Below are 23,381 nucleotides of genomic sequence, written 5' to 3' on the forward strand. Positions count from 1 at the left end.
TTTTTTGTATAGTAGTGAGTGGCAATCAAAGAAAATAGCTCGGCTATAACGTTTGTAAATAGACTTAAAACTTTATCAAACGCCCTTATATATATCGTTTATTAATGCATTGCTCTTTAAATAAATAAACTCCCGTTTCGTATCCATAACCATTTGAAAGCGCTTTAAAATATCGCCTCCGATTATACTGATTTTTTGACGACTCAAAGCACCGCTAAAGAAACCGACGGGAACCTCGTCTAAAAGGATATTTCCGATGCGGAATTGCGGCAATACAGCCCTTTGGGTTTTTAATACATTTCCAAAGGAGTCTCTGAGTTCTTTTTGATCGATGACAGTGAGTTTATCGGCAATACCGCGTTTTTCTACAAAAACATCATCGAATAATACGGATCCGGCGTATCCGCTGTGAATCATGTATTTGTTGACCACTACCTCATCGTTGATAGCAGCTACAGCCTCGATAAACAAATAGCCGTTTTCACGGATTAACGGCTGTTTACTATAGGTTGTTATATCCAACGGCAAATCATCGCTTATCAGCAATTCCTGAGCTTCAAAATCAAATGTTATGGTTTTGCCCTCAAACAGATTTATTCCAAACTTTCCGTCGCTGCCCTGTCCTGAATTGGTGTCTTCCCAAATGGGAACATTTTCAAATACCATAGTCCCGAGTTGTACCGTATTGACTGGGCTAAATCTAGAGGTGTTTTGGTCACCACCCCAACTTTTAACGCTGTCGGTACGTTGGAAATCCAATGTCACGCGCATTGTGGCTGATTCGGTTAAATTGACCGCATCGGCAGCCGTGTGAAACATCAGTTTTACCGTGTCCTTGTTGTTTAAAATTACCGGTACCAACATATTGTTGTAGGTCGTCAATTCAAATGGAATTCGAACGCACGTACTGGGCTCGATACCTATGTTTATTTGAGTATAACCGGTGATTCCCATTAATAAAAACACCTTTAAACAATGCCATTTCCACATATTTAGACCATTTTTGATGATAAAATTCAAAAATACATAAACATATTATAATATCATGTCATCCCTACGGGATTTTGGAAATGTATATCGAAATACAATTTCCATAACCACGGCATTAACAATATCTAGAATAATGTCACCCCTACGGGGTTGGTTGGGATTTGTTTGAAAATAACGGCAATCATTACGGCAACAACCATATCTACAATTATGTCACCCCTACGGGGTTGAAAATGTTTATCAAAAACAATGTACATAATCACGGCAATAACCATATCTAGAATGATGTCACCCCTACGGGGTTGGTTGGGGATTTGTTTGAAAATAACGGCAATCATTACGGCAACAACCATATCTACAATTATGTCACCCTTACGGGGTTGGTTTGGGGATTTGTTTGAAAATAACGTCATCCCACAAGGGTTTGAAAATGTTTATCAAAAACAATGTCCATAATTACGGCAACAACCATATCTAGAATGATGTCACCCCTACGGGGTTGGTTTGGGGATTTGTTTGAAAATAACGGCAATCATTACGGCAACAACCATATCTACAATTATGTCACCCCTACGGGGTTGGTTTGGGGATTTGTTTGAAAATAACGGCAATAATCACGGCAACAACCATATCTAGAATGATGTCACCCCTACGGGGTTGGTTTGGGGATTTGTTTGAAAATAACGGCATCCCACAAGGGTTTGAAAATGTTTATCAAAAACAATGTCCATAATTACGGCAATAACCATATCTAGAATGATGTCACCCCTACGGGGTTGGTTTGGGGATTTGTTTGAAAATAACGGCATCCCACAAGGGGTTGAAAATGTTTATCGAAATACAATGTCCATAATTACGACAACAACCATATCTAGAATGATGTCACCCCTACGGGGTTGGTTGGGGATTTGTTTGAAAATAACGGCATCCCACACGGGGTTGAAAATGTTTATCAAAAACAATGTCCATAATTACGGCAATAACAATATCTAGAATGATGTCACCCCTACGGGGTTGGTTTGGGGATTTGTTTTGTAATAAAATCACCCCACACGGAGTTGAAAATGTTTATCAAAAACAATGTACATAATCACGGCAACAACCATATCTAGAATGATGTCACCCCTAGGGGGTTGGTTTGGGGATTTGTTTGAAAAAAACGGCATCCCACAAGGGGTTGAAAATGTTTATCGAAATACAATGTACATAATCACGGCAACAACCATATCGACAATGATGTCACCCCTACGGGGTTGGTTGGGGATTTGTTTGAAAATAACGGCAATCATTACGGTAATAATCGCGGCAACAAATAGAATGACGTCACCCCTACGGGGTTGAATACGATTAAATTAACGGCTTAAACAATGCCTTTTTAACCGCTGGAGCAACGTGAGTTCCCAATAATTCGATCGACTTCATCAAATCTTTATGATTCGGTGCACCGATATCTACATGTAATAAAAAACGGGTGAGTCCAAACATCTCTTGATGGTAGAGTAGTTTGTCTATCACTTCATTCGGCTCTCCTATAAACAACGCCCCTTCTTTACTTCTACCGCCTTCGTATTGTTCTTTGGTATAGGGCGACCAACCGCGACTGCGACCGATTCTATTCATCTGTTCGGCATAGTTGTCAAAATACTTATTGGCGGTATGTTGTGAATTCTCTCCGATTATACCGTGTGAATGCGTTGCCAATTGCATTTTAGAGACATCGTGTCCTGCCGCTATATACTCTTGTCGATACAGGTCAAAAAACGGTTTAAACTGACGGGGCATACCACCGATAATCGCAATGATTAACGGCAATCCCAATCGAGCAGCCCGCACCACAGATTCTGGAGTACCGCCTACGGCTACCCAAATATCCAAAGGCTTTGTCGGTCTGGGCAACACCTGCTGTTCGTGCAAAGGAGCGCGGAAATCCCCCTTCCAACTAAAGGCGTCTTCATGAGTATTGATGTTGATCAACAAATCGAGTTTTTCAACAAATAGTTCCGAATAATGATCCAAGTCGTAACCAAAAAGAGGAAATGACTCTGTAAAACTACCCCTACCCACGGTGATTTCCGCACGCCCGTTGGATAACAGATCCACCGTGGCAAAATTTTGATAAGTACGTACCGGATCAACAGAACTCAAGACCGTTACCGAACTGGTTAATTTGATTTTTTTTGTAATGGTAGCCGCAGCAGCTAAAATGATCTCGGGCGCAGAGACCGAGAAATCCGGTCTGTGGTGCTCTCCGATACCGAATACATCTAAACCAACCTCATCGGCCAATTTGATTTCTTCCATCATTTCTTGTAACCGCAATTGAGGGGATTGAAATTTTTGAGTTTTTTTGTCAAACGCCAAATCCCCAAACATACTGATTCCTATTTCCATATTAGCTTTGTCTTTATTTCAAGTTGGCCTTTAATTCGATTTTTACGGCTTGTAAGGCTTTAGACAGTGGGCAAATTTCCTTCGCCTTTTGAGCAGTAGCATTAAAAACTTCGGCAGAGATGTTTGGCACACTAGCGTCAACGATCAATTCGATCAACGCAATACTACCGTCTTCAAAAGTAACTAAGGCTTGAGTAGCCAATTCATCGGGGATAAATCCCTGTTCACTAAGTAAGGCACTTAATTGCATGGTAAAACAGCCTGCATGTGCCGCTCCGAGTAATTCCTCGGGATTCGTACCGGGGTTGCCGTTTTCAAATCGCGTTTTAAAGGCATAGGCTGCTTTATTCAATACGGTACTTTCTGTACTGATAGTACCACTACCTGTTTTCAAGTCTTTGTGCCATACGGCATTTGCTGTTCTGGTAAATTTCATAGGTCTTGTTTTTTGGTTGGTTTTTACTTTTTATACTATTTTGATTTCAACTACTTGATTGAGGAAAAATATAATTCACTGTCTAATTCTATAAATTTAGACTTTTAAATTTCAAAAAGTTCTAATATTATCTTAATAAAAAAGCAATTTACTAAGTACTTAAACAAAAAAAACAGCTCCGTTTGAGCTGTTTTTTAAACCAATTTAATCGGTAAAAGTTAATGTCCCCAAGGTCTAGCGGGAACCGGTATTTCTTTAGATAAATCGAATCGAACTTGAAAATATGTGGGCGAGTCGGCTTTTCTTAAATTATAGGTATACTCCTTATCATCAACAGTAACCCACCATACGTTTGCTGCGGCTGCCGGTATTAAGTCGGTTGTTTGCTGATCTGCAGGAAAATACTGACTTTGACTAAACCCTGTATTGGTTGTAGTGCCGCCGTACTGTGTAATTGTATCTTCTGAACCGTCTTGATGGCGGTGATCGTGTTTTAACTGAATCCCCTGAGCGGTTTTGGTAAAGACCCACGTACGTGAATGATCATTTCCAACATAAAACGGAATTTTAATTTCCGTATCCGAACAACTCATAACATACATCGACAAGTCTTTGTTGGCAAAATCTTCTGGTACAGGACTGCTCTGTATCTTTCCGGTATAAGCTTTACCACAATGGGCTTGTAAGCGATTCCAAAATTCATCCTGAACATTTTTCTTTTGTCCAAAAACCAAGCTAGTGGTACAAATGACTAACAGTAAAATTAAACTTCTCTTCATGATTGTATTTAAAAAGGGTTGTTTTCAAATATACGTTTTTTAAATACAAACTCATTCCTAAAACAGTAGCAGCATTATTTAATTATAGTGATGCTCTTGATACTTAATCTACAAAAACTCTTGAATCTCTCTTGACAGTCCCCGCTACTTTTCCCTTTCTTTTACATAAGGGCTGCCTTTTATGTTTTAAACCAGCTACTACTATAAGTCCTACAAAAAGTAAAAAATAATTTATCTTCATCTTTTTCATCTTTAAAGGTTTACACTTACAATATAAGCTTTTTTTATGAAATAGTCAAAACTTTTAATGGTAATTCCCTTAAAAACAGCACTATTACTTCCGTTTCTCAGTCAAACAATTCTATTTTCATACTGTTTATAACAGCAAATTTGATTTTAGTCCTTTATAATTTCAAACAATTCAATTTCGAAAATCAAAGTGCTGTTAGGACCTATTTGTTTGCTGAGTTGTTGGTCTCGATACGCCATTTCAGGGGGTACAACCATCCGAAATTTGGTTCCTACTTCAATCAACGGAATCACTTGTTGCCATGCTTTAATCAATTTGACTAACGAAAAGCTAGCCGGTTGATTGCGCACAACAGAACTATCAAATACTTCACCGCTAACCGTAGTACCGTGATAATGACACAAAATGCGGTCAGTCGCTAAGGGTTTTGCACCACTACCCTGCTCCAAGATTTCGTAAATGATACCACTGTCCAATTTTATAGTGTTTTGATTTTGCTGATACGACAGTCTATACGCATCACCATCTTGCTGATTTTTTAAAGCCAATGCGGCTTTTCGCTTTTGTAAAAGTTCTGCTACCCCCATAATTCATTTATTAATAGGACAAAAATAATTTATTTACTGTAGAATGTCTTCTAAAAATCGCACATTTACTTTTAAGAGAATGAATATTCACTTACATTTGCATTTTAAATTTAAAGTGATGAGAGCAAGGAATCTCGACAAGCAAAAAACCGTAAAAGAAAATGCCATTGCCATGATTGGGCAAGGGGGGTTAGAGAATTTCAGTATCAACAAATTAGCCAAGATTTCAAAAGTTTCCGTTGCTACTATTTACATTTATTATAAGGATAAAGACGACTTGATTTTCCAATTAACCACCGAGCAAGGGGCAGAATTGGCCGATTTAATTTTAAAAGATTTTAGTCCGGATATGTCTTTTGAAGCCGGTTTAAGGCAGCAGTGGATCAATCGTTATCATCAAATGATGCACAAGCGCGATTCGGTTTTGTTTATGGTTCAAGTCAAAAGTTCTTCCTACTATCGCGATTTTTTAAAGGTGTTGATGAATAAAATCAAACAACAGTTAAATCAGTTTTTAGAAAATGCCATTAATCGGCAGGAAATTGATCGCATTCCTTTAGAAGTGTATTGGTCTATTGCCCATGCCCCATTGTATTCCTTAATCAAATTTCACTATGAAGAAATCGATTTGGAAGGGAAACCATACCAATTAGATGAATCGGTCATGTGGCAAACTTTTGATTTGGTCGTACGCGCCTTAAAAAAGAACCATCCTTAGACGGGATGCCCTTCGAAGATATAATAGCCTTGAATCACTAAAAAAAATAGCTTAATTACTCCCACCTATACTTATGGAAAAGAAAAAAACGGTGCCTTTCACCGGTTATGAAAAATTTGTTATTCTTATTTTAGCCATTACACAGTTCACCGTAATTTTGGATTTTATGGTGATGTCTCCACTAGGAGATTTGCTATTGAAGTCCTTAGACATGGACACTCAAGATTTTGGTATTGCCGTATCTGCCTATGCTTTTAGTGCGGGGATATCGGGTTTACTTACAGCGGGTTTTGCCGATAAATTTGATCGTAAAAAACTATTATTGTTCTTCTATGTTGGATTTATAGTTGGGACTTTATTCTGTGGATTGGCCAACTCCTACCCGACCTTGGTTGCTGCACGAATTTTTACCGGTTTATTCGGAGGTGTAATCGGTTCGATATCGATGGCGATCATCACCGATATCTTTAGTTTGCAACAGCGTGGACGTGTGATGGGTTTTGTGCAAATGGGTTTCGGAGCGAGTCAAGTACTCGGGATTCCAATCGGCCTATACATTGCACATAAATGGGCATGGGAAGCACCGTTCTTTATGATTGTTGGATTATCCATTTTTATAGCAGTAAGTATTGCCGTCTGGTTAAAACCCGTCAATGCTCATTTGGCTATTCAACAAGATAAAAAGGCTTTACTTCACTTGTGGCATACCCTAAAAGACAAAGATTACCGCATTGGGTTTATGGCTACGGGAATTTTGTCTGTCGGTGGATTTATGATGATGCCTTTTGGAACCGTATTTGCTGTTAACAATCTTGGAGTAAGCGAAGCGCAATTGCCGATGTTGTTTATGATATCCGGTTTGAGTTCCCTCGCCATGATGCCTTTTATCGGTAAACTCAGCGATAGAATGAGCAAGTTTAAACTCTTTGCCATTGCCTGTATCTGGTTGATGTTGGTTTGTGTGGTTTACACCAACTTAGCTGTTGTTCCTTTCTGGTTAGTAATAATTACAAACATTTTAATGATGATCGGAATCATGGGGCGTATGGTTCCTTCTTCCGCCATGAGCAGTGCCGTTCCCGAAATGAAAGATCGCGGTGCTTATATGAGTATTAATGCTTCTTTACAGCAAATTTCTGGAGGAATCGGTGCAGCCGTAGCAGGAGCTATTGTGTACCAAGAAAGCAAAACCAGTCCGTTAATCAATTACGATATAGTCGGCTATGTGGTGGTGGTGATTTCCTGTATCAGTATTTTGATGATGAGTCGTGTGGACCGTTTGATCAAGCGTAAAACGCCTAAAGTTAATTTTGAAGAATCGGTAATTAATGAGGTACATTAATGCAATTGATTTGATCGATTTGATCGTTTCTTAACCCTATAAGTATGCTTGTTGTAAAGCATACTTATAGGGTTTTTTAATCTATAGAATAGAACTATAACATACCGCCAAATTTTAAATGGGAAATGACTTGTAATTTATATACAGATGAACCTTAACCATCCACTTAGTAAGCCCACAAAAATCTAAATAAAGTGGTCTGAGGTATACTCATCAAAGTACGAATTGATTTAATTTCTATCACTCTTAGAGGCAGCTTTGCCGTGCGTTTTTTACTTTTAATTCTGAAATAGCGAAAAAACGCCATAAAAAAAACCAAATTATTACTATACAGCACAACAAAAACCCTAATAAAATCGCACAATGCAATTATAATTTAATAAACAGAAAAATTATATAGGCTCAAATGTATTGAATATGTTTTTTTTTACTAATTTTAACATACTAAAAGTATAAAATAAACTAAAAACAAACCTTATGAAGCGAAAATTTATGTATTGGGGAGGACTTTTACTACTTCCTTTGCTATTCGCAAATTGCGATAGTGACAATCATCCTTCACCTCCATCTAGAGAATCGGTTTTCTTTATAGATTATAGAAGCATTGAAGGAAAGCCGGACGGTATGGCTGTAATTGAATTGGATCCTGAATCTTTAGACTTTGGGAAAATCAAAAACAAACTCGAAATGGGTGTGGGTGTATTGCCTCACCACATCTATTACGACAATAGTGCCAAAAAATTATATACTACGGCATTAGGCGGAAATTATTTGTATCAGATTACTACTGCAGTTGACGATAATGGGTATCCTTTATTAGTTAGTGCTACTCCGATCAATACGGGAACTAACACGGTAGGTGAAAACATTTTCTTTACTACAGACAACCGTTATTTTGTAACATTTATGGGAGGTGATGGTAGTTTAACCGGTGGTAGTGTAGGTGTTTTTAATGCCACTACCAATCAATTATTACATACGATATCAGGCTCTATTGAAGACGACCCTACGAAATTCATTATGTATCCTCACGGTATATCGATCAACGAGTCTAGAAATCTGATGATGGTAACATCGACCATACATCCCGATTTGACTTCCGGTGTAGGTAATACGACAACTTTAATCGATTTGACTACTTACGACCTTATCAAAACATATACCGTAGCGGATAGTCCAACGGATATGTCTGCGCCAGTAGAGGTGTTGCTTTTAAGAGGGGAATTTCCACAATACGCCTTGGCTACAACGATGTTGGGAGGCGATATATGGATTGCTCCTTATAACGAAACCACGCATAAGTATGATGAATTCACCAAAATTTTTGATGGAGCATCTCACGGCTTGGGTTGGACTCTAGAAATGTATATCGACAATACTAAAAAACTTTATGTGAGTTTTGCCGATCCGGGAAAAGTATTGGTATTTGATATTTCCAATTTACCCAATTTGAATTTGGTTAAAACACTAGATGCCGATAAAGGAGCTCACCATATGAGTTTCTTTAAGACCAAATCGGGTAAATCGGTGGTTGCCGTACAAAACAATTTATTAGATATTCCTGGAATTAATTCAGGCACTATTAATGTGATTGAACTGTCGACAGGAAATGTTTTGGGGACCGTAGATTTGCGCAGTCAATATGGAATTATCGCAGAATCCATTGAGAGTACAAGAGGACCGGGAAGTTATATGCATCATTAAACCGCATTCCTTTATTTAAAAAATCTCGAATAGTTTTTAGAAGCTACTCGAGATTTTTTTTTTAGAATTACCGCGACTACCTCTCTTTGGGTTTTACAAAATAGATTATAGCGATAGCTGCAAAGGGAATCAGCATAAAAATCCATAGTAATCCATTCGCAGCCGATACGGTATGGGTTAAATCGCCTTGAGTAATACCAAAAATATTTACTGTAAGTCCAACCAATGCTGTTCCCACTGCCGTAGCTAACAATTGAATAATGGTAATCGAAGCAGCAGCCAAATCGGCTTCCTCAGTGCGAGAAGTTTGCAGTACGCGGGTCAATAAATGCGGCCATTGACCGCAAAGCGTTCGCTCCTGAAAGCAATTCACCCCAAGAAGCCTCTATTTTTTTGTTCTCCATATTTTTAAAACTAAAATTTATCTATAAAAAACCATCCAATATCACTACAGAATATACCTTTATAAAGGTACTGCAAGGTAATAAAACAACTTTTAACTTGCTTTATTGTTTTAAACTAAATTTTGACTACCTCGTACTTTTAAAGAAAAAACGAAACCGAGCTGTCGCATTCCTTAAAAGCGCTAAGCTATTTCCATAAACAGATTATATACATAAAAGACTACCTGTTTTAGAACTGTACCAAGGAAGAAAATGCTTATAAAACAATAAGAGGCAGCTCAAATGAGCTGCCTCTTATTAAAAAACAAAGATTAAATACATTATGTACTAACTACAATTGATTTAATTCCATTTTGATTTGGTTCAATTCATCTAAAGCCAGTTGTTTATGCTCATAAAAATAGAGCGTGTCCAACATAAATAGGTTTTGATAGTAAGTAATTCCATCTAATAAATTTTGCTTAAACTTACCCAATTTCTTTTCTTTCATCGCATTGAAATCATGGAGCAATTCCCTTTTCTCTGTCACAAAATGATCGCGATACATACGTAACTCCTTAATAAAAAAGTGTGGACGTGGACCGTCTATAATACTTTGACCGCGATGATATATATGCTGAATCATTGTTTTTAGGGAAACTTCTTTGTCAAAATAGGCCATATTGGGTCCTGGGCAAATCACAATTCCCTGAGCTTCTCCTTTAACGGGCAATTCGTGTTCCAATAGCGAAGCATTTGCCAATCCAATACACAAGCACGCTTTTTCGGTTATACTTTGATATTGATCATTATAGGCCGTTTCTGGCATATTATCTTTAAGCCCTTGAAGTTCTTTAATTTTAATGTCTTGGAATTTTTTAGAAGCGGTACACAAGCCTTGGTTGGAATAATCTTTGTTTAGCGCCAAATACTTGCGTGGACAAGAACTACCGGCTTTATCTTTTGAAATTCGCTGCGATCGAAAGAAATCGTTGCTCATTCCCTTTACCGTATTAAATGGAATTCCCAAGGGTGATAAATTACTGAGATATAAATCTTTTTCCGTTGCCTTTTGTAACAATTGTCTGGTTTCCTTATCTACCGATGTGGCTTCGGGAACTAATAGAAATGGGCTTCCCCAACCTACCGAGCTCAATTGATACTCGTGTAGTAGAAATTCGTGTTCTTCTGCCGTGCCTACTCCACCTTGTGCAGTAATGTCTAGTTGTAAAGGAGATTCAGGAATCCACTTGCCTTTTTGAGCCAAGGCTTTACACATTAATTCGTGCGTCGTTTGTACCAACTCGCTTCGTTTTTGTTTAAACTCTTCCAAGATAGGTCCTAACAAAAAACCATCAGTAGCAAAAGCATGTCCGCCACAATTTAGGCCAGACTCAATGCGATACTCCGACACCCAAAGTCCTTTTTTTGCCAAAAAACTTCCTTGAATCAGGGCCGAGCGATAATCACTTACTTTAAGAATAATTTTTTTAGACAATGCAGCGGATGCATTGGGATAAAAATCTTCAAAAGTTTCAAAATAGCTAAACAATCTCGGATTCATTCCTGCAGACAATACTACCGAAGAACACAAATTACTCTGTGCAAATCCTCTTAATGCAGCATGCGCATCATTATATATAGTATCCAAAGGAGCGTTTTTATTAAAATTTTCTTTGTCAACTTTGGTCATGATATTGACATCAATAGCTCCGGGTTTTAAGTTCTGCTCGATAAAGTTTTTAAAATTTTCCTTAAACGGGGTCTTGTGTAAATAATTTTGAAGTTCTTGACGGATTTCCGAAGTACGCGGCAACATATCAATATAATTTTCCAAGGCTTTTTTACTTTCGAATAACTCCGTTTTCCATTGTGAAAACTTTTGCTTTACGATTTTATCCACTAGATTTAGATAAGAAGTAATGCGCTTGCAACGGAAGTCTTCGACTTTTTTAGAGATCTCTTGATATGGAAAACCGAACTTCTCACTATAAAAATGGTTCATTTTCTCCATTAATTCATCGTCCATTACTGAAATTACCGATGAAATACCATATTTGGCAACCCGAATAGGGCTATCAATAGTATATGCCAATCCCATCACAGGGATGTGAAAGGTATGTAAGGGTTTAGTTAACATGATTTCGTTGTTTTTATAAGAAGCACAATACTAGCAAAAAACCCGCTTACGTAAACTGATAATTATCATGCTTCTAACTTATTTTAGGCGTTTTTTACCCCTAGAAATTCACCGTCTAATCCCATATTTAAAGATGTGATTTCAATGAAAATAATTTGTATATTTATTGCAAGTGACTCAAAATATAAATTGCGAGCGGTAAATAAATTAACAAAATGAAAAATCACCAACGAAAAAGGCAGTATTTATCAATTTACTAAAGTTAGTTTAACCTTAAGTTAATATTACAGTCCTTTCTTCGCACCATCTAAATAACATGAAATGTCTATAAATTCGTTTTTCAAAATGTTTACACCAAAGGACAAGGTTTTCTTTCCTTTATTAAAAGAGGCTTCCTCTAGTTTAATCCAATTAGCCGAATTATTACATGAGTGTGTCAACGCACCAAAAGATCAACGCGAAGCTTATTTTCTTGAAATTGCTAAGTTAGAAGCAAAGATAGAAGCTTTAAAACAACGCATCAATATTGAATTGGGGCAAAACTTTATTACTCCGTTTGATCGTGAAGACATTTTTGCTTTGATAAAAGCGATTGATTATGTTGCTGATTATTTAAATGGGGCGGCCAACCGAATGAAGATTTACCAGGTGGCTAAAATTTCAAAATCCATCCGTAAACTTACAGAGGTTAACTTAGATGCTTGTAAATTGATTGGCGAAGCTATTGAAGAGCTGAACGAAATGCGCAATTTGGGGAACATCAATATCATCTGTGAGAAAATCAACAAATTGGAAGCCAAATCAGATAAGATTTTTGACAAAGCCGTTCAAGAGATTTTTGAAAATGAAATGGATGCTAAAAACATCATTAAATACAAAGAAGTACTTTCTACTTTGGAATCTGCAGCAGACAAATGTAAAAGTGTTGCTTACGTTTTAGAGGCTATAGCCGTTAAACATTCATAAAAGACCATGGATCCATTTACATTACTAATTATTGTCATTGTATTGGCGTTTGTCTTTGATTATATCAATGGTTTTCACGATGCTGCCAATTCAATTGCTACCATAGTAGCTACCAAGGTCTTAACTCCTTTTCAAGCCGTATTATGGGCTGCCTTTTTTAACTTTATAGCCTATTTTATTTCTAAATATTGGTTTCAAGAGTTTAAAATTGGTAATACCATTGCCAAATCTGTCAATGAAGACTTTATTACACTTGAAGTGATATTTGCCGGCCTTATTGCTGCAATTATCTGGAATTTATTAACTTGGAAATTTGGAATACCGTCTTCTTCTTCACATACCTTAATCGGTGGATTTATCGGTGCTGCCATGATGCATGCTGGTGGTTTTACCGGTATTACTGGAGAACACGTTATTGTCTATGCCAAGGTTATTCCTATCGTATTATTTATCTTTTTTGCTCCGTTGATTGGAATGCTCCTAGCTTCCATTATTACACTGAGTATTTTGAATATCTTTAAACACGCCAATCCTAAAAAAGCCGAAAAATGGTTTAAGAAGATGCAATTGGTTTCTTCTGCCATGTTCAGTTTAGGTCACGGTGGAAATGACGCACAGAAAGTAATGGGAATTATTGGTGCTGCCGTTATATTCTATCACGTGGATGCGGGACACCAAGATTGGATTAACTCTCCAGATCGTTTTAATTACTTCGTGGACCAATGGGGTTGGGTGCCGTTGCTATCCTTTATCATCATCGGTTTAGGAACCATGAGTGGTGGTTGGAAAATCGTAAAAACCATGGGAACGAAGATTACAAAAGTAAATTCTCTAGAAGGAGTGAGTGCTGAAACCGCTGGAGCCTTAACGCTTTATATTTCTGAGTTTTTCGGAATTCCGGTTTCCACTACACATACTATTACCGGTTCTATTATCGGTGTAGGTTTAACAAAAAGAGTATCTGCAGTACGTTGGGGAATCACCATCAGCCTCTTATGGGCTTGGGTATTGACCATACCGGTTTCCGCAGCGATAGCAGCCATTATTTACACCTTAGTCAAATTGTTTTAAACTCATTATAATACGCATTCAAAAGGGGCTATCTCAAGAAGATAGCCCCTTTCATTTTTGAGATTTTGGACAAGAAGATTTCTTTTACCAATCCAACATTTATTTTTTCACTTCCTACCCTAATATCCATGCTGCTTCCTGCATTATAGAAAAAATCGGATGTTATGGTCCTGAAAATTGTACGTATAAACTGACTTAATTTCCGTAAGTTAATTTCAAAATTGTACTTTTGCAAAAAGAGTTTTTTTTATGGAATTATATTATACGTTTTCGGTATTAATCGTACTAGCTTCCTTTTTTGCATATTTGAATTTGCGGTTTTTAAAACTACCCGGCACTATAGGTATTATGCTTATTGCTATGTTTGTATCTCTAGCTATTCGCTTTTTGGGTTCCAGTATTTTTCCCGATACCACCAAGCACTTTTTTACTCTAATACAAGAATTCGATTTTAATGAAATTTTGATGGGAGCCATGCTAAACTTCCTATTGTTTGCAGGGGCTTTACACGTGAATATTTCGGATTTAAAGGACCAAAAATGGCCCATAGCAACCTATTCAACCATCAGTGTTGTTTTATCTGCTTTGATTATATCTGCGCTACTCTATTATATAGCACCACTATTTGGTATTGCTATTCCGTATATCTTTTGTTTGTTGTTTGGAACTTTGATTTCACCCACCGATCCCATAGTGGTTTTAGGTATTTTAAAGCAAGCCAAAGTACCCAAGCACATAGAGACTAAAATTACAGGAGAGTCCCTTTTTAATGATGGGGTTGCGGTAGTGATGTTTGCTGTGGTTCTTAAATTAGCTACCGATACTAGTTTTGACGCTACTTTTGGCTCTGCTTCTGTACTATTTCTAAAAGAAGCCGTTGGCGGCTTAGTTTTAGGCGGTCTCTTAGGAGTAACAGCCTCTAAGGTAATGAAGCAAATTGACGACTATAAGGTATCGGTATTGATTACCTTATCCATTGTAATGGGAGGGTTTCTAATCGCAAAAGGCTTGCATGTTTCGAGTCCGTTAGCTATGGTGATCGCCGGTTTAATTATCGGAAATTTTGGTAAGTCTGCCGATATGAGCGAACAAACCCGCGACTATTTAGGTAAGTTCTGGGAATTGATCGATGAGATTATGAATGCCATACTCTTTTTATTTATCGGATTTGAATTGTTGTTATTACCCAATATTTCCGAACAATTGGTTTTGGGAGTTGCAGCTATTTTTATCGTTTTGTTTTCGCGGATGCTGTCGATTCTAATTCCAGTAAAATCCATTTTAAGAACCAATACCTACTCTAGAGGATCGTTGATTGTGATGGTATGGGGTGGAATTCGAGGAGGTGTGTCGATTGCTTTAGTGATGTCGATGCCTGCCGGAGAGTGGAAAGATTTATTTTTGGAAATTACTTATATTGTTGTTTTATTCTCCATCGTAGTCCAAGGGCTTACAGTAGGCAAATTGGCGAAAAAAGTCTTGAAAGAATAAATCACAATAAACCATCAAATCCTCAACAATTCAAGATAAAAGATTTATTTAGTTAGTTAAATACCATTAAATAACTATTTAAACCAACTTTCAAAAAACGCTGCTTCAGTACTCCATACAGAAGCAGTGTTTTTTAATTTTATAATTAAACTAAAAAATTATCTTAAAATAGAACTTTAAATCATCAAAAGATTAATTTTGATATGATTATAATTTTTTATTACTTAGCTATGAATATGTAAATTTTAAAATTAAACTAAAATTTAATATTTAAGGTTGTTACTAAATTTCATTTTACTATGATTTTATTGTCAAAAATTCTAATTGGACTGATCGCTTTAGAACATCTTTATATCTTATGGATGGAGATGTTTGCTTGGACAACTGTGGGTAAAAAAACATTTAAATCGCTGCCACAAGAATTATTTGAACCAACGAAAGCTCTGGCTGCTAATCAAGGTTTGTATAATGGCTTTTTAGCTGCAGGTTTATTTTGGTCACTGATTATATCCGATATATTTTGGTCAAAAAACATAGCCTTTTTCTTTTTGTCGTGTGTAAGCATAGCTGGAATTTATGGCGCTATTACCGCTTCGAAATCAATTTTTTTTAAACAAGCACTACCTGCTTTAATCACCATTATAATTCTTTATTTAATATGAAAATTAGTCATTTAGATCATTTGGTTTTAACTGTTGTAAGTATTGAAAAAACTTGTGAGTTTTACAGTGAAATTCTGGGTATGGAAATCATCACTTTTGAAAAAAATAAAAAAGCACTGCTATTTGGTAATCAAAAAATCAACTTGCAGTTATTTAAACATGAGACTTTCCCTAAAGCGCGAAATGCCACCCCCGGTTCGGCGGATATTTGCCTAATTACCACTACTCCTCTTGAAGAGGTTTTAAAAGAGTTAACCGAGAAGAATATTCCCATATTAGAAGGTGGAATAACAGCACGCCTTGGAGCAACTGGCCAGCTAAATTCCATTTATTTTAGAGATCCCGACTTAAACTTAATTGCTGTAAGTAATTATCTAAATTAAGTATTCAACAACCGCTAAAACTCTAAAAAACTTTTAGCGGTTGTTATATATAGAATAAAATTGTTGGTACGCTTTTGTGTTTTGTGTCATTTTTTTACTTCTTTACTACACAATAACAGCATTTGCCTACACCTTGCTATATACCCCTAGTCTATTTGTTGATTTTTGTGGCTATATAACCCTATAGCCGATGAATAGCCTCAAAACCCCTACTAGCTTTTGGAACGAAAACAAAGTGATACTGCCCTTTTGGAAACGGTTGTTTTTCAGAAACACTAAGAGCCAAATCAGATTGCGAACACCCGATTGTATTCATCAAAACTGCAGTGGCATTAGCCTGGGAAATCAATCGATTAGATCGATTTTATTTTCTACGGATATCGCACTAATTGAACATAGTGACTGCGATGCTGTATTGGCTGTTTATCCCTTTGCCCCATCTGCAAAGATTATGAAAACCCTAATAGATTTTTCTGAAAAACCCGTCATCTGTGGTATAGGCGGTGGACTCACTCAAGGACCTATAGCTTTAGCGATGGCACAACAGGCAGAACAACTCGGAGCCGCTGCCGTAATTGTAAACCAACCCTTTAGAAATCGGGATATCGAGAAAATAAAAAGCAAAATCGGCATCCCCATTATTTCAAGTATTTCGATGTTGGATTTTGATTTTAAAAAGCGCATCGAATCTGGAGTGGATTTATTTCATATTACTGGTGGTAACGAAACTTGCCGTATCATTGAATATCTCCAACAAAATTACCCCAACTATCCCGTTATGGCAACCGGCGGAAAAACATTAACCAACATCAGTGCTGCAATAGATATTGGCGCTCAAGCCATTGTACTTACTCCGCCATCAAACGGAGAATTATTTAAATCTATTATGCAAAATTATCGCAACGGCCTTTCTATATTAAAATAAACATTGCAAGTGGGCAGTCAGGAAAATTTTGACCATAAAAAAGGCTGTCTTCTATATAGAGACAGCCTTTAAATCAAAACAAATTCGATTTTATTTTAATTCAACCAACAACTGTTCAGCCGTACGATATCCCAAAATATTTTTAGATATTTTCTTATTTGCTTCAATGACAATCATCGAAGGATAGGCGCGAATTTCTAAGTGATTGGTAAATTCATGTGTACCGTTTCTACTATTGGCTCTAGCTGCATCATAATTTCGATTAGCAAATGTCTTTTCGCCAAAAGTAATACTTTCGTTTCCTTCAGCGTTAAACTTTACGGCATAATAGTTGGCGTTGATATAATCGACCACTTGACGGTCAGCAAAAGTATTTTTATCCAACATTTTACACGGTGGACACCAATTGGTATATACATCTATAAAAATTGGTTTGGGATTCTTTTTTTGTGCAGTTATCGCATCGTTAAAAGAGATCCAGTTTATTTTTTGCGCCTGAGTACTCACTCCCATAACAGCAAAAAACAATACAAATAAGCACTGTTTCATTGAAAAATTTATTTTGAATTAAAATTCTATTAAATACATGATGACTGTTAATACTAGTCAGCATGCTGCTTAACGATTAAAACAAAATACCATTAGGAGGAGGTGTTATTAACTGTATATATGGAGGCGAATGGATGTCTAATTTAAAATTAAATTTTTTAATAGTCCCTAAAATCACTTTCGGCAGATCTAGTGTAAAAGGCTGTGCATTCATCAAAGTTTCACAAGAAACCGTAATAATCTGTATCGCTTTGCTAGAGGTACTTTTTTTTAGTTTGTGACTGTTAACTCGGTCAACTTTGGATAATTGACACACCTTTTGAATACAAATAGCCGTCTTTCCCGAGCAGACTTTTGTAGATGCGAGCGAAAACGGTTGTATAAAATACACCGTGAAAATTATAAAAAACAACCGGGCTATATGTGAATCTTTTAGTTGCATCGGTTCAAAAATAACCTTTTTATGTTTCCCATTACCTAGTTAAAAAGTTAATATTTATAATATTGTCCTTATCACTATAAATCCCCCAATTATTTAATGTTTTTACAGGAATAGCTCCTATGGTGATTTGGAATCCATAATTAGTAAACTCCTTTAATCATTTACGATGGCTTAGTATGTAATTTTTTGAACTACTAGATCCTAGAAAATATATTGGATAAATGGCAATGAAGGTCTAAAAGCGTTTTTCCAATGAAGTGAGTTAAGGAAGAAACTATATACAAAAAAATCATTCTTGCTCATCTATAAGAAATATATAAATAACGACTTAATACAGTAATAGGCAGATTAAATAAAGTGAAGGAGCCCCTTTGGCGGAGAGCCTGACTGGGGTAAAAAAAAATCTCCCTAAGCAGAATTGGAAGCCTGACATAGGGAGTAACGTTAGTCAAATAACAAACTTAACCAACAGTGCAATATTACGTAAACTAATTGGTTTTGGTTGTTTTTTTGGGGTTTTTATTTATTTTTTTTCAACTGCCTTAAGTATATAAAAACAAGAAAGCTAACAACAAACCTGTCAGCAGTTTAGGTTTTATTCAATTCAAAAAAGGAGTTTGAATCGCTATACAAAACCACTTTCTAGCGAAAACACTGAAAGTAAAATCACACTATATTTCTAAAAAGACGTCGAATCAGGTAAATCGATGATGAGTATCAACGATGCTTAACGACTAAATTTCATCGAAGGGACAGCTTCCGAATTGTTTTTTATATATAATCATAAAGTGGTTAACATTATTATATCCTAAAGAAAATGCGATTTCACTAATTGATCTAAAATTACCCGTTTCCATTAACTGTTTAGCATATAACAGTTTTTCCGTTCTAAAAAAAGCAACGGGTGTTGTTTTATAGATGCTTTTATACAACCGCCTATATTTAGTAATAGACATATTAGCAATTTGAACTAAGGTTTCTATTCCCGGAAAGGGAACGGTAAGATCCGCAATAAGAAACTCATGACTTTTTAAAATAGCATCACGGTCTCTTTCAAATATACTATTTTCATCATCCATATTAAACTGGCTTTGCTTTTCTAAGAAAAAACCCAATAAATTATAAGCAACACTATTGATTAATAAATTATAAAAGGGACTGTCAATTTTCTTCTTTTTTAAATCAAATAAAATCGATTTACTCTTACTATCAATTAGCCCATAAAAGAATAATTCGTTATCGAGCATTTGACTAATATTATTAGACAATTGCTTTGTATGCAATAGTTGGGTTATAAAAGATTTACGAACCAATATCCTTAGAGAAAACTCACGTACTCCTTTTTTAGAGATATAAGCACTTTGTGTACGACTATCCATAATGGCAAAACTCAATTTTGAATTTTCACCCACGCTGTGTTTTATATTTTTAATGACATGCTGATTGTTGTCGTCTGACAGATCATAATAGAGAATCCAATAAGCTTCCTCTACTGGCATACGTGAAAAATTCACAGACTGTTTATGTATCATATCAAACACAAAAACAGACATATCTGGGTGTATATTTAAAAAATAACTCGAGCCTTCCGCCAAGTGTTTGGGGAAATGCATAATGGTGTCGTTTACAATTGTACAACCCAATTCCGTTGAAAATTTAGTCATCCACTCGGAAGTTAGTGAATAAACATGCTTAAATTCGATAGAAGATTTTGAACTCATTACAATTGCTTTTGATATTCCTTTGGGAATAGGCCATACATTTCTTTAAAACACTTTGCAAAATAAGATGTGCTGCAATAATTTAGTTGGCTAACTATTTCATAAATCGTTAAATTTTGGGACTCCAATAATTCTTTTGCTCTAAGCAATTTATTTTGATTAAAAAAATTAGCTGGGGTTGCTCCTGTAATTTTAACAAAAAGATTTTTAAACTTGGAAGCAGACATCGCTACTTCGCTAGCTAAAAAATCAATTCCCGGAAAACGTCCTTCAATCGAATTCAACAAACTATTTTTAGCTGTTAATATATTTTTAAAGTCGTCGAAAGTCACTTTAGAAATTACCATTTTTTCAGTTGAAATGTCATCTAAATATTTATATAATAAGGCATGCACCATGCTTCTAAAATAAATTTCAAAAAAGGGATTATCATAGGATATTTTTCTAAAATCGTTAATCAGATTTAAGCACTCAAAACTCATTCTATCCAAGCGAATTATTGTGTTTTTAGTATCGTCAAAAACATCTTCACTGTGAGAACTCAACATTCCTTTGCTCTCCAAAGCCTCTTTTAGTGTTTCTTTCTCAATAAAAATACCTATGGTAAAAACATTGCTATTCTTCCTTACTAAATAATCGTTGGGTAAAACAACGTCATTGATACAAATATCATTACTCCATTTACTTAAACTTCTCGGTTGCTTATTGACGGTAAATTCAATGGTTTGATCCGTAATCATAAACGTGATGTTGACAAATCCTATATCCGGACTTTCATACGATATTAACGCTTCCTCCTTATAATAAGTATCCGTCATTAAAGCCGCTAGATTCACATCGCCTTCCATTCCATAATGCGTTCCTTTATATAATGGCGTATCTCCAGTAATAAAATTTCCTTCAATGGTCCCTTCCATAGCGTCTGCTACCATATCAATGATACGTCTACTCGGGTCGTATTTATGTTGAACTAATTTCAAAATGGATTAAATTTAAATTTCAAAAAAAATTATATAATATATAAAAATAAGATAAAAAAAAATATTTAGGAATTTTAAACCTTAAAATATTGTTAAAATAAGCATCTCACTACCTATAATAATATTTTTTTAAGATAATATCTACACATCTATCATATTGACAGCCTTTTTTACAAATACTTTGATTTTTAAAATAGCTTTTTAATGCTGTACTTCCTATAAGTACAAAACTAAAAAAAGCATAACCATATTAGTTACACTTTAGTGTTTATATTAACCAATTACAGATTAAGCTATCAAGCTTAAATAATTTAACTTTTTTAACAATTCATTTATTATATAATCCGGTGTTGTTATAACAATAAACAAAAAAAAACATCATGATTTGCAATTGCGCATTAAGATGGGCTTTAAGATTACATTAACGTCAGTATTGCTATTTTTCATTGACCTTAAATCTCTAAATAAAAAAACAGCAGTTATCCTTTTGAGATAACCGCTGTTTTTAAATTACATTATAAATCCACGACAATAAATTCACTTCTTCGGTTTTCTTCGTGCTCCACATCAGAACATTTGACTCCGTTTTTACATCTGTTGATTAATTGTGATTCTCCATAACCTTTACCACTTACCCGACTTCTCGAGATACCTTGATCGACAATCCATTGAATGGTTGATTTAGCTCTTCGATCAGATAAAGCCATATTATAGGCGTCTTTTCCGCGGCTATCGGTATGCGATCGAACATCGATTTTCATCAATGGGTATTCACGTAGTACTTCTACAACTTTGGCTAATTCCGTTGCAGCATCTGGTCTAATATTCGATTTATCAAAATCAAAATAAATCGGTTCTAGTTTTAGTACTTTAAACAAATCATCTCCTTTTTTAACTTCTATACGGTTCTTTTCCAAACCAAAATCTACTTGAGTCATTCCGTTTTCAGCAGGTAGATTTACCGTAACTTCAGCAGTAGTATATTCTTCTAAACTGGAATTGATGCGATATCGAGCTCCACACTTTAAATCTTTAAAAGCAAATGTTCCGTCTGCTGCTGTTTTTAGATTGGCAATTTTTTCAAAATTAGCATCATATAAAATCAGATCCGTATTTTCCAAAGGTAGTTTAGTAGCTTTATCATATACTAATCCATAAATTCCCTGTATGCATTCCAAAGCCAATCGGCGCGTTTCTAAGAATGAATAAATATCATCTTTTCCAGCTCCTTCTTCACGGTTAGAACTCAAAAATCCTTTACGCGATTCATAATCGATATAATAGGCAAAATCGTCTAACGGACTATTAGCAGGAGCACCAATATTTTGAACTTCGGAAAAACTTCCATCATCTTCAATTTTAGTGACATAAATATCCAGACCTCCTAATCCTGGACGCCCATCTGTAGAAAAGTACAGTTCGTTGTCTGGTGTAATAAAAGGAAAACTCTCGCGTCCTTCGGTATTGATAATTTTATCTAAATTAATCGGAGTACCAAAACCTCCTTTATTTAAGATTTCGACCTTATACAAATCCGATTGTCCAAATCCCCCTTCGCGATCCGAGGCAAAATACATCCATTTCCCATCAGCAGTCAAAGCAGGGTGCGCGGTGCTAAATTGATCCGAATTAAACGGTAATGCTTCAATATCGGTCCACTTACCATCTTTTAAAGTAGCTTTATAAATTTTTAAAAGCGTGGTCTGTTTTAAATCTCGTCCGCGTTTGCCGTTTAAAAAATTATTGCGGGTAAAATAAACGGTTTGTCCGTCCGCACTAAACACCGGGGTCGATTCATTAAATTTACTGCGAATCTCTTTAGCAAAAGGTTTGACTACACCCACACTACCATCTGACTCTAATTCAGCTGCATATAAGCTGCTAAACGATTCTCCAGTCCACGAATGTATTTTTTTAGCTACAAAACCGGTGTCTCTGGCAGAAGTAAATATAAGCTGATTGTTATAAACCGTTGATCCATAATCGGAATAGCGGCTATTTATATTTAAATTATTCATATTGAATCGGCCTGAATTGGCTTTGATTTCTTCGAGATAATTTTTGTGCTCTTCAAATAATACACCGCGACTATCTGCTATTTCTTGTAGTTTAAATTTCTCTAGATAAGCATCAGATTCTGTATAATTGCCCACTGCTTTAAGCGTTTGTGCATAGCGGTAATAATACTCCGCAGTAGTTGGATTGCCGGTCAACTGGCTAAACATTTTTGCATACCATTCGTTGGCTTCTATCAATTTTCCATTAAAATAATAGGAATCGGCCAAATTTCGAGATAGGCTCACAGATTCATAGCCTGCTTTTGCAATTCTTTCGTAGATTTTTATAGCTTCAATATAAGCATAGCGCTCTACATTTTTGTCTCCTAACTTTTCTTGATTGACTTGTGCTTTAGCGATAAAGCCTATCAAAAAAAATCCAACAATAACTATTTTATGTATATTTTTCATCAT

25 protein-coding genes are annotated in these 23,381 nt (G+C 35.8%); 13 read left to right on the plus strand and 12 right to left on the minus strand.

Annotated elements, in window-relative coordinates:
* Positions 1–75: 75 nt before the first annotated feature.
* Positions 76–990 carry an aspartyl protease family protein gene (locus KO524_RS08370; protein ID WP_219292885.1) on the minus strand — a complete coding sequence of 305 codons (915 nt, stop codon included), beginning with the start codon at positions 988–990 and terminating at the stop codon, positions 76–78.
* A gap of 249 nt (positions 991–1,239) precedes the next feature.
* Between KO524_RS08370 and KO524_RS08375 the strand changes: the two genes are divergently transcribed.
* From KO524_RS08375 to KO524_RS08390, 4 genes are all read left to right on the plus strand, one after another.
* A complete protein-coding gene (locus KO524_RS08375; RefSeq protein ID WP_219292887.1) occupies positions 1,240–1,446 on the plus strand; it encodes a hypothetical protein in 207 nt (68 codons plus the stop codon).
* Positions 1,437–1,589: a hypothetical protein gene (locus KO524_RS08380; RefSeq protein WP_219292889.1), complete on the plus strand. Its 153-nt coding sequence runs from the start codon at positions 1,437–1,439 to the stop codon at positions 1,587–1,589. The genes KO524_RS08375 and KO524_RS08380 overlap by 10 nt, the downstream gene beginning before the upstream one ends.
* Before the next feature lie 124 nt (positions 1,590–1,713).
* Complete coding sequence (locus KO524_RS08385) at positions 1,714–1,983, plus strand: hypothetical protein (protein WP_219292891.1); 270 nt, start codon at positions 1,714–1,716, stop codon at positions 1,981–1,983.
* 87 nt (positions 1,984–2,070) lie between these two features.
* On the plus strand, positions 2,071–2,331 hold the full coding sequence (locus KO524_RS08390) for a hypothetical protein (protein ID WP_219292893.1): 261 nt from the start codon (positions 2,071–2,073) through the stop codon (positions 2,329–2,331).
* Between the two features lie 6 nt (positions 2,332–2,337).
* On the opposite strand, the gene KO524_RS08395 is transcribed toward KO524_RS08390, so the two are convergent.
* The 5 genes from KO524_RS08395 to KO524_RS08415 all read right to left on the minus strand — a co-directional run bounded on the left by KO524_RS08395 (position 2,338) and on the right by KO524_RS08415 (position 5,433).
* A complete protein-coding gene (locus KO524_RS08395) occupies positions 2,338–3,381 on the minus strand; it encodes an LLM class flavin-dependent oxidoreductase (protein ID WP_219292895.1) in 1,044 nt (347 codons plus the stop codon).
* 13 nt (positions 3,382–3,394) lie between these two features.
* Positions 3,395–3,817 (minus strand): OsmC family protein, encoded by a 423-nt coding sequence (locus KO524_RS08400; RefSeq protein ID WP_219292897.1) that lies wholly within the window; start codon positions 3,815–3,817, stop codon positions 3,395–3,397.
* A 218-nt stretch (positions 3,818–4,035) separates the two neighbouring features.
* Positions 4,036–4,596, minus strand: coding sequence for a hypothetical protein (locus tag KO524_RS08405; RefSeq protein ID WP_219292899.1), 561 nt, complete (start codon positions 4,594–4,596; stop codon positions 4,036–4,038).
* A gap of 103 nt (positions 4,597–4,699) precedes the next feature.
* Complete coding sequence (locus KO524_RS08410) at positions 4,700–4,846, minus strand: hypothetical protein (protein WP_219292901.1); 147 nt, start codon at positions 4,844–4,846, stop codon at positions 4,700–4,702.
* 146 nt (positions 4,847–4,992) lie between these two features.
* Positions 4,993–5,433 carry an FKBP-type peptidyl-prolyl cis-trans isomerase gene (locus KO524_RS08415; protein WP_219292903.1) on the minus strand — a complete coding sequence of 147 codons (441 nt, stop codon included), beginning with the start codon at positions 5,431–5,433 and terminating at the stop codon, positions 4,993–4,995.
* A 79-nt stretch (positions 5,434–5,512) separates the two neighbouring features.
* On the opposite strand from KO524_RS08415, the gene KO524_RS08420 reads away from it, so the two are divergent.
* From KO524_RS08420 to KO524_RS08430, 3 genes are all read left to right on the plus strand, one after another.
* Complete coding sequence (locus tag KO524_RS08420) at positions 5,513–6,151, plus strand: TetR/AcrR family transcriptional regulator (protein ID WP_219292905.1); 639 nt, start codon at positions 5,513–5,515, stop codon at positions 6,149–6,151.
* 73 nt (positions 6,152–6,224) lie between these two features.
* Positions 6,225–7,493 (plus strand): MFS transporter, encoded by a 1,269-nt coding sequence (locus KO524_RS08425; protein WP_219292907.1) that lies wholly within the window; start codon positions 6,225–6,227, stop codon positions 7,491–7,493.
* Between the two features lie 477 nt (positions 7,494–7,970).
* Positions 7,971–9,197 carry a hypothetical protein gene (locus tag KO524_RS08430; RefSeq protein WP_219292909.1) on the plus strand — a complete coding sequence of 409 codons (1,227 nt, stop codon included), beginning with the start codon at positions 7,971–7,973 and terminating at the stop codon, positions 9,195–9,197.
* A 76-nt stretch (positions 9,198–9,273) separates the two neighbouring features.
* Here the strand turns inward: KO524_RS08430 and KO524_RS08435 are convergent, their stop codons facing one another.
* Together KO524_RS08435 and KO524_RS08440 are read right to left on the minus strand one after the other, a co-directional pair.
* Positions 9,274–9,570, minus strand: coding sequence for a hypothetical protein (locus tag KO524_RS08435; RefSeq protein WP_219292910.1), 297 nt, complete (start codon positions 9,568–9,570; stop codon positions 9,274–9,276).
* A gap of 362 nt (positions 9,571–9,932) precedes the next feature.
* Positions 9,933–11,720 carry a hypothetical protein gene (locus KO524_RS08440; RefSeq protein ID WP_219292912.1) on the minus strand — a complete coding sequence of 596 codons (1,788 nt, stop codon included), beginning with the start codon at positions 11,718–11,720 and terminating at the stop codon, positions 9,933–9,935.
* Between the two features lie 321 nt (positions 11,721–12,041).
* On the opposite strand from KO524_RS08440, the gene KO524_RS08445 reads away from it, so the two are divergent.
* The 6 genes from KO524_RS08445 (at position 12,042) to KO524_RS08470 (ending at position 17,218) form a co-directional block, all read left to right on the plus strand.
* The gene (locus tag KO524_RS08445; RefSeq protein WP_219292914.1) at positions 12,042–12,686 is read left to right on the plus strand and encodes a DUF47 domain-containing protein; all 645 of its coding nucleotides are present in this window, start codon (positions 12,042–12,044) and stop codon (positions 12,684–12,686) included.
* 6 nt (positions 12,687–12,692) lie between these two features.
* Positions 12,693–13,757, plus strand: coding sequence for an inorganic phosphate transporter (locus tag KO524_RS08450; protein WP_219292916.1), 1,065 nt, complete (start codon positions 12,693–12,695; stop codon positions 13,755–13,757).
* Positions 13,758–14,006: 249 nt separating this feature from the next.
* Entirely contained in the window at positions 14,007–15,248 is a 1,242-nt protein-coding gene (locus KO524_RS08455) for a sodium:proton antiporter (RefSeq protein ID WP_219292918.1), read from the plus strand.
* 299 nt (positions 15,249–15,547) lie between these two features.
* Positions 15,548–15,910, plus strand: a complete 363-nt coding sequence (locus tag KO524_RS08460; protein WP_219292920.1) for a DUF1304 domain-containing protein — start codon at positions 15,548–15,550, stop codon at positions 15,908–15,910.
* Positions 15,907–16,293 carry a VOC family protein gene (locus tag KO524_RS08465; RefSeq protein WP_219292922.1) on the plus strand — a complete coding sequence of 129 codons (387 nt, stop codon included), beginning with the start codon at positions 15,907–15,909 and terminating at the stop codon, positions 16,291–16,293. The genes KO524_RS08460 and KO524_RS08465 overlap by 4 nt, the downstream gene beginning before the upstream one ends.
* A 190-nt stretch (positions 16,294–16,483) precedes the next feature.
* On the plus strand, positions 16,484–17,218 hold the full coding sequence (locus KO524_RS08470) for a hypothetical protein (protein ID WP_219292924.1): 735 nt from the start codon (positions 16,484–16,486) through the stop codon (positions 17,216–17,218).
* Positions 17,219–17,308: 90 nt separating this feature from the next.
* Here KO524_RS08470 and KO524_RS08475 read toward each other — a convergent pair whose 3' ends face one another.
* From KO524_RS08475 to KO524_RS08490, 4 genes are all read right to left on the minus strand, one after another.
* Positions 17,309–17,767: a thioredoxin family protein gene (locus KO524_RS08475; protein ID WP_219292926.1), complete on the minus strand. Its 459-nt coding sequence runs from the start codon at positions 17,765–17,767 to the stop codon at positions 17,309–17,311.
* Positions 17,768–18,943: 1,176 nt separating this feature from the next.
* Positions 18,944–19,930 carry an AraC family transcriptional regulator gene (locus KO524_RS08480; RefSeq protein WP_219292928.1) on the minus strand — a complete coding sequence of 329 codons (987 nt, stop codon included), beginning with the start codon at positions 19,928–19,930 and terminating at the stop codon, positions 18,944–18,946.
* Positions 19,930–20,910, minus strand: coding sequence for an AraC family transcriptional regulator (locus KO524_RS08485; RefSeq protein WP_219292930.1), 981 nt, complete (start codon positions 20,908–20,910; stop codon positions 19,930–19,932). Before KO524_RS08485 ends, KO524_RS08480 begins: the two co-directional genes overlap by 1 nt.
* Before the next feature lie 515 nt (positions 20,911–21,425).
* Complete coding sequence (locus tag KO524_RS08490; RefSeq protein ID WP_219292932.1) at positions 21,426–23,381, minus strand: OmpA family protein; 1,956 nt, start codon at positions 23,379–23,381, stop codon at positions 21,426–21,428.

This window comes from Flavobacterium sp. NKUCC04_CG (assembly GCF_019345525.1).
GTDB lineage: Bacteria > Bacteroidota > Bacteroidia > Flavobacteriales > Flavobacteriaceae > Flavobacterium.